General features: G+C 58.2%; 7 protein-coding genes. All 7 read right to left on the bottom strand.

Features of this window, described 5'->3' with window-relative positions; all coding sequences use genetic code 11:
* Positions 1-13: 13 nt before the first annotated feature.
* The 7 genes from COO59_RS09480 to bcsB all read right to left on the bottom strand — a co-directional run bounded on the left by COO59_RS09480 (position 14) and on the right by bcsB (position 13,166).
* The gene (locus COO59_RS09480; RefSeq protein WP_103059561.1) at positions 14-1,507 is read right to left on the bottom strand and encodes a M16 family metallopeptidase; all 1,494 of its coding nucleotides are present in this window, start codon (positions 1,505-1,507) and stop codon (positions 14-16) included.
* 428 nt (positions 1,508-1,935) lie between these two features.
* Positions 1,936-3,222, bottom strand: coding sequence for a dicarboxylate/amino acid:cation symporter (locus tag COO59_RS09475; RefSeq protein ID WP_103059560.1), 1,287 nt, complete (start codon positions 3,220-3,222; stop codon positions 1,936-1,938).
* 333 nt (positions 3,223-3,555) lie between these two features.
* On the bottom strand, positions 3,556-3,915 hold the full coding sequence (locus COO59_RS09470) for a helix-turn-helix domain-containing protein (protein WP_103059559.1): 360 nt from the start codon (positions 3,913-3,915) through the stop codon (positions 3,556-3,558).
* 141 nt (positions 3,916-4,056) lie between these two features.
* Positions 4,057-6,066: a biofilm formation regulator HmsP gene (hmsP, locus tag COO59_RS09465; RefSeq protein ID WP_205960860.1), complete on the bottom strand. Its 2,010-nt coding sequence runs from the start codon at positions 6,064-6,066 to the stop codon at positions 4,057-4,059.
* Between the two features lie 130 nt (positions 6,067-6,196).
* A complete protein-coding gene (gene bcsC / locus COO59_RS09460) occupies positions 6,197-9,688 on the bottom strand; it encodes a cellulose synthase complex outer membrane protein BcsC (protein WP_103059557.1) in 3,492 nt (1,163 codons plus the stop codon).
* Positions 9,670-10,788, bottom strand: a complete 1,119-nt coding sequence (gene bcsZ, locus COO59_RS09455; RefSeq protein WP_409371597.1) for a cellulose synthase complex periplasmic endoglucanase BcsZ — start codon at positions 10,786-10,788, stop codon at positions 9,670-9,672. Before bcsZ ends, bcsC begins: the two co-directional genes overlap by 19 nt.
* On the bottom strand, positions 10,785-13,166 hold the full coding sequence (gene bcsB, locus COO59_RS09450; RefSeq protein WP_103059556.1) for a cellulose biosynthesis cyclic di-GMP-binding regulatory protein BcsB: 2,382 nt from the start codon (positions 13,164-13,166) through the stop codon (positions 10,785-10,787). Before bcsB ends, bcsZ begins: the two co-directional genes overlap by 4 nt.
* Positions 13,167-13,179 lie beyond the last annotated feature (13 nt).

Below are 13,179 nucleotides of genomic sequence, written 5' to 3'. Positions count from 1 at the left end.
CCGGCGGCGTTATTTATGACTGCGGCACCGGAATATCTGTCACTTCCGTTTTTCCCTCTTCCGGCGTGGCAACGGCAGGGGCCGACGGCGGTGCCATGATCTTCTGCCAGCTCTCATACAGCGCTTTGATATTGGCTTCCGGCTCGCCCTGCGGCTGCATCAGCGACATCGTCAGCGCCTGGGAGAGCTGTTGACGCAGCTCCTGATTCAGCGCGGCCAGCGTCAGGCCATTAAGAAAATCCTGGCGATATTTTTGATACTGCTCCGGCGCAATATCCACCACCGCGTTTTGCTGCGAGCGTAAACGCTGGCTCATCAACACATCGGTATCGGTCCGCGCATAGGTCGCGAACAGCTTATTCAGCTCGGTGGTTTTCTGCGCCATCAGCGCGTCAAATTCCGACTGCGGCAGACCGTTATCACGCACGTTAGCCAGCTCATGGGCAATCAGATTCATATTCTTTTCCAGCGTTTCCGCGCTGGAATCCATGCTGATAGCGCACTGCGCCCGCTGATACAGCACGCGGCAGTCAAAGCCAACCTGTACGCCCTGCGCTTTGCTATCGCTCAGCACGCGTTGAACATGCCAGAACAGCGCTTCACGCGCCAGATCGCTCTGCCAGTAACGGATAAGGTTTTGAGAATCGCGGATGGGCTGCCAGGCCATATCCCAGATCAGCGACAGGCGATCCTGCTTCAGGCTGGGATTTACCAGGATAACCGGCTGGGGCGGCAGCGGAGAGAGCGTCGGCACCGGCGCAGGCGTATCACGTTTGCCTGCCAGCGGCGCGAAGGTTTTATTGATTTGCTCGCTAAGGGCACGGCTATCAACATTGCCGACCACAAATAGCGTCATCGCATCTGGCGTATACCATTGCTTATAGAAGCTGCCGAGCTGATTAATATCAACCGGCGCTTTAGGCTGCTCGGCGGGATCGTGCCCCAGCAGCGTAGAGCCTTTCAGCCGGTAACGCCACCAGACGTCACGCGGATTTAGCGGCCAGCTGGCGATGGGATCGTCAGCGCCAAGCGCGGTGCTTACCACCTGCTCGTTAATCGACATTTTGCCTGCCGTGGCGGCGAGCCAGCTTAACGCGTCCTTTAACAGTTCCGGACGGTTATTTGGCAGGCTGAGATTATACAATGTGAATTCATAGGATGTGATGGCCGGCGGCAGCGGACGATCGGGGTCCATACCCTGCTGCCAGAGCGAGCGCTGCTGGGCTGGATCGAGCTCGGTATTATGGACCATCGCCAGGCGAGGCAGCAGATGGCTGAAGCCGGTTTGCTGGGCATTTTCCATCAGCGAGCCGGTATCCACCATCAGGCGGATTTCCACGCGATCGTTGGGACGCTGCGGCGTGCTGAGCAGCTGCCATTTAAGGCCGTTAGCTAATTTTCCCTGCTGCCAGGCGGGATCGGGTTGTAGTGTTTCAGCCTGCAATGTGCCGCTGACGGCTGCCAGCAACAACCCACCAACCAAAAGACGCATTCTGGTGCCCTGCATGTGAACCCCTACTCAATTACCAACTTAATCTCATTGATGACGCACGATAGTCTGACGCTATCTTCCTGTTGATAACGCACAGCGGGCGCACCGGCAGTTAGACCACGCAAAAACGAGGTTGTCACACAACGACGTGAAATAAAATGTACGTTAACCGTGCCCGGCAATATCAGGTGCAATAGGCTTACACAGTCTGTGTGGGCTTTATTATGCAAATGCCCGCTGCAAGGGCAAGTCACAGCGGGCACAGATAGCGATTTTTATGAATATTTATAGACTTACGGCTCTTGTTCGCCCGCAGACGTTCATAAACTGTACAACCAGAGCCGCCACGCAAAGCCAGCGGATTAAAAAGGGACGCGGCCTGAGCGGCAGGCGGCGTCCCCGTAATGTTTAGCGCCGGGCGATGGCGCGCTTTACGACTGCGATTAGACCGACGTTTCCGGCAGTTTTTTCGCTTTTTTCGCCGATGTCAGTTCATCACGCAGCTGCTTTTCATCCAGCTGATCGACCCACTTAGCGACCACTATCGTCGCCACGCCGTTACCGACCAGGTTGGTTAGCGCACGCGCTTCGGACATAAAGCGGTCGATACCCAGAATCAGCGCCAGTCCGGCAACCGGTAAATGGCCCACCGCCGACAGGGTTGCGGCCAGCACGATAAAGCCGCTGCCGGTGACGCCTGCCGCCCCTTTTGAGGAGAGCAGCAGCACCACCAGCAGCGTGATCTGATGCAAAATATCCATATGGCTGTTGGTGGCCTGCGCGATAAATACCGCCGCCATCGTCAGATAAATCGAGGTGCCGTCGAGGTTAAATGAATAGCCGGTAGGAATAACCAGCCCGACCACCGATTTTTTACAGCCCAGCTTCTCCATCTTATCCAGCATGCGCGGCAGCGCTGATTCAGAGGAGGAGGTGCCAAGCACGATCAACAGCTCTTCTTTGATGTAAGCGATAAATTTAAAAATATTAAAACCGATGACGCGGGCGATCGTTCCCAGCACCAGCACCACAAACAGGATACAGGTAAGATAGAAGCAGATAATCAGCTGGCCCAGCTGCACCAGCGAGCCGACGCCATATTTACCGATGGTGAAGGCCATCGCGCCGAAAGCGCCAATCGGCGCAAGGCGCATAATCATATTGATGATGCCAAAAATCACTTTCGAGAAGCTTTCGACCACGTTAAAAATCATCGTGCCTTTATCGCCCAGGCGATGCAGCGCAAAGCCAAACAGAATGGCGAACATCAGCACCTGCAGAATATTGCCGCTGGCAAAAGCGCCGATTACGCTGCCGGGAATAATATCCAGCAGGAAAGCCACTACGCCCTGCTGCTCTGCCTGCTGGGCGTAAACCGCTACCGCTTTGGCATCCAGCGCGGCCGGATCGACATTCATACCCGCGCCTGGCTGGATCACGTTCACCACCACCAGGCCGATAATCAACGCGATAGTACTGACCACTTCAAAATAGAGCAGCGCCACCGCGCCGGTGCGGCCCACCGCTTTCATACTTTCCATACCGGCAATACCGGTTACTACCGTACAGAAAATCACCGGTGCGATAATCATTTTGATCAGTTTTACAAAAGCATCACCCAGCGGTTTCATCTGCGCGCCCAGCTCCGGGTAAAAGTGCCCAAGCAGGATGCCGATAGCAATCGCGGTTAATACCTGGAAATACAGGCTCTTAAACAGAGAAGTTTTCATAAAAGCGTATCCGTTGACGACGTGGGAGGCGAGGCGTAGCTGTTTTTTTCAGCAAAATATAGCGCGAAAAAAATAACACCGCATTAACAAAATTGGTATCTTCTGTCATCACCTGCGCAGTTCATAAACAAAATTTATGAACTGAAACGCTTCAGCTTGAATATCCATAACCAAATGTTCAGAATTAAATGCTAAGTCCTGGAAGGGTTATCCACCTCTCCCCAGGGCTTCAACGGTATCGCGGGCAGGCCAAATTTAAAGCAGGGATAGCGGCATAATGTATACCGCCTACACCAAAAAAGAGGCGGGTAAGGAACAGCTGCCGAATCGGGGTTATGCGCCAACCAGGCTTTCCAGCGGTATACCGAACTGACGGTGTAACCGGCGAATCATCGGCAGCGTCAGGTTGCGCTTACCGTTCAGCACCTCATAGACGCGATTAGCTTTGCCGATAGCAGGTTCAAGATCTCTTACGGACAGGCCCTGTTGCTCCATGCGAAACTTGATGGCTTCAATGGGATCGGGCGCTTCAATGGGATAATGTTTTTTCTCATATTCTGCTATAAGCAAACACATCACCTCAAAATAATCACCCTCTGGCGTGTTCATTTCTGGTTCGTTATCAAACCCAGGAGAAACGGCACGGAGCGCTGCTGCGTAATCCTGTTCGGTTCTGATGGGTTTAATTTGCATACTCATTACTCCAGCTCTACAGTTTCGGCATTAATTTTGTCGTACTCTTTATCAATGCTGTCAGGGAAATAAGGAGGTCTATTCGGTGAATAAGCCGCCAGCTTCCCGTAAAGCAAAGGGCCGCGTTGCGGCCCTCTGTATTTAATTCTGATGAGAAAGCGTCGCCAGCCACTTCTCAAAATCATGCAGCGAAAGCGGCCCGTCAAACAGGTAGCCCTGCCCAATGGTGATGCCGCGCGCCAACAGCCAGTCGCGCTGTGAAACGGTTTCGATACCTTCGGCCACCACATCCAGCGCGGTGATCTCGGAAATGGCCGCCACAATTCTGACCATCGTATCGTCATCGGGCAGCGCGGAAACAAAACTGCGATCCATTTTTAACTTGCTGATCGGCAACGATCGGAACTGATGCAGATAGCTAAGATTCGCGTAGCCGGTGCCGAAATCATCCAGCGCCACCGCCACGCCCGCCTCCTGCAGCGCGCCCAGCAGGCTTTTTGCCTGGACGGGATCGCCGATCTGCGCGGTTTCCGTCAGTTCCAGCACCAGGCTGCCGTGTTGAATGCGATGCCGCTCTAACAGCTCCTGCAGATGCCAGACGGTGCCCGGCTCGCGTAGCTGAACGGCAGAGATATTTACGCTCAGCGGCAGCTCGATACCACGCTTCTGCCAGGCCGCCAGCACGCGGCACGCCTCTTCCAGCGCCCAGCGCCCAAGCGCACCGATCACGCCAATCTCCTCGGCATTGGTGATCAGCTCTTCCGGCAGGCTATAGCTGCCGTCGGGCTGGCGCATACGCAGCAGCGCCTCGGCGCCGACCAGCTCGCCGTTGGCCATATTGATCTGCGGCTGTAAAAACAGCGCAAACTTTTCCTGCTCCAGCCCCTGCAAAATATCGTGTTCCTGCGTCAGCCGTCGCTGCGCCCGCTCGGTCAGCAGCGGATCGAAAAACAGCACCTGATTTTTGCCCTGATGGCGGGCGGACATCATGGCGGAAATCGCGCGGCCCAGCAGTTCTGGCGCGCCCAGGTTGTTGGCGTCGCGCTGGGCGATGCCAATGCTGAGCGTCGGGCGTAGCTGTACCTCATGCAGGCTGACCGGCTGATTGAGGCGGTTCATCAGATTACGCGCCAGACGGTAGGCCCGGAACGGATTGTTCGCCTTTTTCACCAGCAGCGCGAAATCGCTGACGCCCAGCTGGCCCAGTACGGTGCGTTCTTCAATAACGCCGCGAATTTTTTCCAGCAGCGTTAAGGTTAGCGTATCGCGCTGCTCCTCCGTCAGTACGCCGTTGGCTTCCAGCAGCGTCTCTATACGTACCACCATCACGGTAAACGGCCCGCTGTAGGCCGCAGCCTTCAGATGCTGCTCCAGCAGCGCCAGGAACAGCGTACGGTTGGGCAGATCGGTTAAAACGTAATGCGTAGTCAGGCGGCTTATCTCATTATGCGCCGACTCCAGCACCTGCAGATTGCGGTTATAGCTGCGGATCAACATGCCGATTTCATCGTCATGATGCAGCGTTGACAGCGGCAGTTTGTGGGTCAGAATATCCTGCGGCGGCAGATCCTGCAGCGCATGAGCAACGTCGCGCAGCGGATGAATAACCAGCCGGTTGATACACCAGCTGATCGCAATCGAAAGGATCAACGCCAGCAGCAGATAGGTGGTCAGCATGGTGGCGATGGTGCTGAGGATAAACTGATAAACGCGCCAGGAATCGGCCTGCAGCACCAGATAGGCCAGCGGCTTCGGCGAGGCGGCGCTTTCCACCGAATAAAGCGGCACGGTAATCTGCACCGGCAGTTCAAACAGCCGGGCAATCAGACGCGGCACGGCTTTTTCATTCTCAAAATCGGTATGCAGCGCCTGAAAGGCGTTGGGCAGCACCACCTCGGCACGTGAAAGAATACCGGCGGGTTTTAAGGATTGCAGGATGCGTTCGGCCTGCGGAATATCGGCGCGCAGCACCGCTTCGGACAGCGGCTGACGCACCGTATGCGCGATGTTTTCCATCTGCTGGGCGTAGTCTATCCTGCGCTGCTGCACAAAATGGAAAAGCTGAATAACGATAAAAATACAGATAGTCACTACCGCAACGCCAGAAACCGTTGCCATCTGCTTGATAGTAAGTGACCGACTAACGCGCAAAGCTATTCTCCAGGCCCCGGAAAGCGGGCAATAACGATAAAAGCAACCAGGAGTATATCTCATGGTTGCTGTTTTTTAAGCAATGATGGTGACGGCAGGAAACCGTTTTAGGTTTTTTCCAGGCAGGACGCTACTTAAAGTCGGCGTAAGGCGTCAGAGGCTGCGGCGGCAGATCGAGATCGCCTTCCCAGTCGCCCAGCGAATAACGGGCGTAAATCAGACCGTGGCTGGGCGTATAGTCTTTCGCCTGCTGAATATCCACCGCCAGGCCTAACGTCCAGTGCGCCGTCAGACGTCGCTCCACCGCCGCGCGCAGCGTATAGCCGAAGCCGCTGCCGGAACTGCCTGCGGCGGTATCATTTGCCGTCGTCACAAAGCCAGGATAAACCGGATAGCGCTGCTGCGAACGGGTTTTTGAGCGCGACCAGGAGACCGAGCCGCCAACGTCAAATGACCAGTTTTCAGTGCGCTGCCGCCAGGTTAACGGCACCGCCAGCGAAAAATAGCGCTGCGGGCTGTAATAACCGCCCTGGCCAAAAGCGTAATCGCTGAGATCCTTTTGGTAGTGCCACAGCATACCATTCAGGCCAATCGTGGCGCGCCGGTTATCTTCGTTTATCAACTTATAATAGTAGCCCGCCATGAGGCGCTCGCGACTGTTATCCGCGACGTTTTTACCGCTGATTTGATGCGCGCTAAGATCGGCCCAGACTCCGTGCGATCCGCCCCGATCGTAGCTCAGGCCTACCGAGCCGCCGGTCGCCACCACGCCGCCCCAGCGCTTTCCGCCCTGCGGGCTGGGATCGCGCGCGCCGGCATAGGCCAGCAGCGAGCTGGAAATGGGCCGCCGCGAGGCGGTAAACGTCAGGCCCACATCCTTAACGTCGGTGTTCCAGCTTACTCCGCCAACCCAATTAACTACCTCAAAGCCCATCGGCGAGGTGCCAATATCCGCCGACCAGCGATCGTTTTGCCAGCCAGCGCCCAACGCCACCCCTTCCGCGCGCTGTTTCAGATCGCTGCTACAGCCTGCGGTGCCGTTATCGGCACAGGTGCCGAACACTTCGGTATGACGGCCGTTTTCGCTGGAAAAGGTGCCCGCCGAAACCTCAACGCGATCGACGCGCACAAAGCTTTTACCGGCGGCCAGCGGCGTCTCCAGCTGTAACATAGTGGTATGCGCAGTGAAATCGGAAATCCCACCGGTGCCTTTATTGCGTGAATAATCCTGCTCCAGCTTCAACGTGGTGTCCTGACGCTGATAAAGATCGGCGGCATCGCTGCGAATGCCGCGCTTCAGCCAGTCATCGCCCTGATTATTACGCATCAGCCGGGTAAAGGAGGGATTATCTTGCGGCGGCGCCAGGGTAATGCCGCTGGCGACCATCGCCTGGCGATAGTCCAGCAACGCCAGCTCAGGCTGCTGCTGCGCCTCCAGCCGGGCCGCATCGCGGAACACCAGCGCGCTGCTCTGCGAAGGCGTTTCCTGCTGCGCGCGCGGTTTCAGCTGCTGATAAAGCTGACGCGCCCGTGCGGCATCGTCCACGCTTTGCCAGGCGTTAGCCAGACGACGGCCGACGTTAATGCTCGCTTCAGCCGCGCCGGCTGGCAGTGCGTTCAGCGCGTTACGCGCCTCGGCCTTGCGATTCAGCGCCACCAGCGCCTCGATCTGCCCCAGCGCGGCGTCCTGATTGTTTTTATCCTGTTCCAGCAGGCGCTGATAACCTGCCAGCGCCTGCTGAGGATAGCCATCCGCCAGCGCCCAGTCAGCCAGCGTAATATCACGCCGTGGCGAGGCGGGCAGCCCGTTAAGCAGCGCGACCGCCGCGCTATTGTTGCCCGCCAGCCGTTGCGCGTCAGCCTGCGCATAAACTTTATCCTGCTGCAGACGCCCGGCCAGCTCGTGCATATTCTGGTCCCAACGCGCCTGCGGCAGACTGTTAAGCTGGATCAGCGCCTCTTCATCCCGATCGCTGCCGGAAAGATAAAGGCTGTGGGCATACACCTGGCCTGGATCGGTCGGAAGACGCTGAGCCATTGCGGCCATCAGGCTATCGGCCTGCTGGGGTTCGCCGGCATTAAGCAGCGCGTTGGCGAGCCGATAGTTGAGCCAGACATCATCCGGCGCATTTTGCTGCGCCGCGCGATATTTTTCCGCGGCCTGCGCCCAGCTGCCCTGCTGGGCCAGCGTATCCGCCTCGGCGCGCAGCACGTCGCCACGCAGGCTGTTCAGGGTGCTGCCGAGCGCGCGCTGCTGTTCGCCGCTCAGCCCGTTGATAAAGGCGATCGCTTTTTGCGGCGACTGCTGCTGATAAAGCCCCGCCAGCCGCCGTACCGCCGTGCTGTTGGTGCGATCCATTTGCCACGCCTGACGAAACAGCCGCTCCGCCTCCGCATCGTTTTTACGCGCCAGCGCCACATCGCCTAAACCAATAAGCGCATAGCTGTCGGTAGTATCCAGCGTGCGCGCCTGCTGATACTGCCGCTCGGCTCCGGCAATATCGCCTTGCGCCAGCGCCTTATCGCCGTTTTCAATCGCCAGCCAGTAGCGGTTGGTTTGCGCCAGGCTCTGCCATTTGTCAACGCTGGAGCTCTGCTGGCCCGCCTTTAGCGCCTGCTCAAAATAGCCGGCGGCAGCGGCGCGATTATTGGCGCGCATCTGCGCCTGTCCCATAGCGCCCAGCAGATCGGCATCGTTCGGGTTCAGTTTCAGCGCTGCCTGCAGCACCGGGATCGCTTCGGCGCCTGCGCCCTTATCCACCAGCGCCAGCCCGCGTGAACGCAGCTGGAAAGCGGGATCGGCCAGCATTTTTTGCTGACGCGCCAGCTCCTGTTCGCCGTTACTGCGCGCATTGCCGCTGGTAAAGGTCGCCAGATACTGTTGCAGCTGCGCCACGCTCTGTGGTGTGACCGGCTGCGCCTGAATATGGCTCAGCCACAGCGCGGCGGCCTGATCGCGCCCGGCCGGATTTTCCGCCAGCGTTTTCAGCTCGTCGGTCGCCTGGGCTGGATTATCATTGCGGTACTGTAGCCGCGCCAGCTGCATACGCACGCCGACGTTGCCCGGATAGCGCCGATCCAGCGCCTGCAGATTGGCCAGCGCAACCGGCCGCTGGCCGTCGATACGCGCCACCAGGCTCCAGTATTCCAGCGCCAAATCCACGTCGGGGAAGATGCCGTTAAACAGCCGATCCCAGGCCACGCGCGCCTCCGGTAAATGACCAGAGGTTGCCAGCAAACGCGCCTGTTGCAGCCGTTGACGGCCTTCGGGGCTAATCAGCAACATGCTGGACTGCGCCTCTTTGGCCGCCTGCGAGTCGGGAGCGATCTGCTTTAACTGCGCCATATAGCGCTGAGCTTTGATTTGATCGCCCTGATGCAGCGCCAGCCTGAGGCGCGCGGCAATCACTTCCGGGTTATCAGGATCGATTTTATCCAGCCGATAAAGCGCCTGCGTGACCAAATCATATTTGTTGGTCGCCTCCCCGGTGCGCACCTGCTCCAGCAGCCACTCAACCGGCGAAACTTCGCGCGCCGCCTCGGCGGCCAGCGCGGGCAGACCGCTGATGCCGATAACGCCCGGCAGCAAAAGGCTCAGGCAGCTTAATCTGACGTTACGCATTGTGGACCCCATGCCGGTAACAGGTCGCCCTGCGCATTAAAACGGTAGCGGTTATCACTCCAGCCGCTACCAAACAGATTGAGTACGCTGCTGTAATAGGCGTCGCTGCCGGGCGGCTGCTGTTGCACGCGCCGTTGCTGCGCCGTTAGCGCAGACGAACCCTGCAGGAACGGCAGCAGCGCCGCAGAAAAGCCCACGTTGCCCTGGTTGGTCATCTCGCCGGTCAGCACATTGACGCGCTCCGGCGGGTTGCCCGACGCTTCCGTCAGGCGCGCCATCGGCGCAAAATGCGCCAGCAGCGGCGCTTTACGCGGATCGTCGTCGCTCAGCATTCCGGCCCACAGATAAACGCGGATGGCATCATAGCTGCCCGTCGGCCCTTTGGTTTTATCGGGGCGCCAGCCGCTGCCGCTCTGCCAGACATACCAGTCCGGCGCGAAGCCTTTCGGCGCGGTTTCCTGCAACAGACGCAGCGCGTTACGGTTGATCTCCGGCCACGGCCCTTTTAATGCGCTAAGGCGGGTTAATAACTGCAACGGCAGATAGCTGGGGTTAATCATCCAGCTATCGGGCTGGCTGAAGCCGATTTTACCCGGCATCAGCATCAGTCCAAAACCCTTCAGATCGGCCACTTCCTCTTTCGCTACCCGGTTTAACAGCAGCGTGCCGGTAACCTGATAGCTGCGGCTGTGCCATAAATGGCTCGCCTGCAGCAGCGTCCAGCCGATCCACAGATCGGCGTCGGAAGCCGGGTTCTTATCCAGCACCTGCCATTTCCCGCTTTTACTCTCCTGCCCCCACAGCCAGGCGGGCAAACGCTGCGTCAGATCGCCCGCCGCCAGATTGTTTTCCGTCCAGCTCAGCAGCAGGTCGAAGGTTGGCCGATCGTTCGCCACCAGCGCGAAGAACAGCGCGTAGCTTTGTCCTTCGGAGGTAGTGATATTTTTCCCTTCATAGGGATCGATCACCCGTCCCTGCTCGCTGATGTAGTGGTGTTTAAACTGCTCCCAGTTTGACCAGGCGGCACAGTCAGCGCTGGCGCGCCCTGCGCCCAGTAATATCAGCGCCAGCATTGCGCAACGCAGTATCAGCGCGATCACTCGTCATCCTCATTACCAAGACGACGACGCGTTACCAACCGCATCAGCCGCCAAACCATCAGGGCAACCAACAGCACTACCACTACCGCAAACAGCGCCATCAGCACCGGATGGGACGCCAGTGCATGCCACAGGCGCTCCCACCACGGCAGATGGCCGACAAAATAGCTGTCGCCCACGCGCAGGCTGTTGACGCCGGATTCGCGAATAATGGCGGCGGAGCCGTAGATAGCGGCGCGTTTACCGCTGTCGAGCAGGGCATTATTTAATAGCTGGTAAGCGCGCGGGCTGTCCGCCAGCAGCGCCACCACGCTGCGCTGTTGATTGAACGGCGACTGGAAGCCGATAATCGCCGCCATCGGGCCGTCGGAAATAATGGTGGTGCGGCTGGCTGCCGTGCGATCGCCGACCGGCGTATCCGCATCATCCAGCACCGACTGACGCACCGGTTTATCCACCCAGCTTTTCGCCCGCTCTACCAGCAGATTAATGCGGCTATCTTCGCGCAAATCGGCGGGGATAGTGCCGATCATCAGCAAATCGGCATCAGCCGTCTTCGCTTTTGACCAGTCGTCGCTAATTTGCACGTTAAGCGCCGGGAAACCGGTTTGCGCGCCGATATTGCCCAGCGCGTTCAGCAGCGCGCTAACCTGATCGGCCTGCGGCTGGGGATTCACCAGAACCAGCGTCTGCGCTAAATCGGCCAGGCGGCTGAACGGGAAACCCGCGTTGGCGAAAGCGCGCAGCGAAGGCATTTCGAGATAGTGACGATAGCCGGTCAGATCGATAGTCGAATTGCCATCAACCACTACGTGATGCGCAACCGGCGTTACCGTTTCACAGCGTCCATCGCTGCTGCCGCCGATAACGGTGGTGGCGTAATCGAAATCGAAACGCAGCTGGTTAACCACGCCAAGGCGCAGCGCCGGAATAGTCAGTGAGGCGCTGCTATCCTGTAATGCCTGAACCAGCGGAATATGCAGCAGCTGTTTGCCGTTATCTTCCTTCACCTGCAGCGGATAATCCTGCATAAACTGGTTATTCAGGTTAACCGCCAGCCGCGAACCATCGTTTTGCAGCGGCGAGGTGTAGCGATAGGCCAGATCCATTTTGATGCCGCGCGCGCGCACCAGGAACAGGTCCGGCGGCAAGTTGAGCGTCAGGCTAACCGAAGAGGGCTGAATACCGTCCGCCTGCAGCTGGTTTTCATACTGTTGCAGCTCAGAGAATTTGGTGGCGCGATCGGTGCGCACCCAGTTTGGCGCATCGTAAGGCTGGCGCGCCGCCAGCTGTTTCACCTGTTCAACGGTGGAAGACTGCCCGCGCAGCAGCATATCGCCCTGGGCGATGCCTTTTACCGCCGTCAGCAGATCGTCATCGTTGCGCCCCAGCACCAGCAGCATCTTCTGATAAGGATTGTCAGGCTGGCTGATGATTTCTACGGTGGGTTTTTCGACCGGCGGATAATCCTTGAGGAAGTCGGGACGTCGATCGTTGGTGGCGAAAACCACCGCGTGCTGCTGCTGCGGCAGCTGATTATACAGCACCGGGAACGACTGGCCGCGCCACTGCGCCTGTACGCCAAACCATGAGGCGAGCAGCGCCGCCGCGTGTTGCTCGCCGAGGTTCGGCGCGCTGGCAAAAATCATCGGCAGCTGCAGCGGACGATTATCGCGGTGGTCGAAAAAAGGTTCCGGGAAGTCGGAAAGGTCGTTTTTCAGCGGCAGTTTTTGCAGCGTTAAATCCAGTCGGCTTTCCTTACCAATATCCAGCCAGATGGCGCTGTTGGCTGGATTTTCGCAGACGTTGCTGTAATGACCGACCAGCTCGAAGCGCACGCGGTTAAAATCGCTGATAAAACGCGGATCGATATTTACCGCCGCCTGACTCTCTTTGCCCAGCTGCTCTGGCGTGATCGTTACCAGCCCGACCAGCTCATCATTCAGGTAGACCTTGAAATGCGATAGCGTCGGCAGCAGCGCCGGTGAGGGACGGTAGCTCAGATGCAGCACCGCCTGAGTTACCAGCTCATCGCTGCGCACGCCAAACTCGATTTGCCCGTTCGGGCTGGTGCCCTGTAGCTTAAAGCTGCCCGGCGGCGGTGCAACATTAGTAAACGCCAACTCACTATTACGCACCGGCGCGGCTACGGGCTGCGTATCGGCAGCGGCTACGGGCTGAGTTTCAGCAGCGGCTATGGGCTGCGTTTCGGCAGGCTGAATCTGAGCGGGCGCAGCAGCCGGCGCGGCGGCCATGACAGCATCCGCCGGCTGGACAATACCCATCCCCTGAGCGGCTGGGCCAGGTTCGGGTGCGGCATGGGCTAACGGTAACAGTCCCATCAGCATTGCGGTAAACCAGCTTATTTTTCTCGTCATTGTCGCATCATCA

Origin of the sequence: Mixta theicola (assembly GCF_002895925.1) — a bacterium.
Taxonomy (GTDB): Bacteria; Pseudomonadota; Gammaproteobacteria; order Enterobacterales; family Enterobacteriaceae; genus Mixta; species Mixta theicola.
This window is presented reverse-complemented; position numbering and strand designations above follow the sequence as displayed.

Excerpts from the sequence above, each read along its gene's own strand:
- COO59_RS09475 (WP_103059560.1), bottom strand. The coding sequence starts at position 3,222 with ATGAAAACTTCTCTGTTTAAGAGCCTGTATTTCCAGGTATTAACCGCG.
- COO59_RS09470 (WP_103059559.1), bottom strand. The coding sequence starts at position 3,915 with ATGCAAATTAAACCCATCAGAACCGAACAGGATTACGCAGCAGCGCTC.
- bcsB (WP_103059556.1), bottom strand. The coding sequence starts at position 13,166 with ATGACGAGAAAAATAAGCTGGTTTACCGCAATGCTGATGGGACTGTTA.
- bcsC (WP_103059557.1), bottom strand. The coding sequence starts at position 9,688 with ATGCGTAACGTCAGATTAAGCTGCCTGAGCCTTTTGCTGCCGGGCGTT.
- COO59_RS09480 (WP_103059561.1), bottom strand. The coding sequence starts at position 1,507 with ATGCAGGGCACCAGAATGCGTCTTTTGGTTGGTGGGTTGTTGCTGGCA.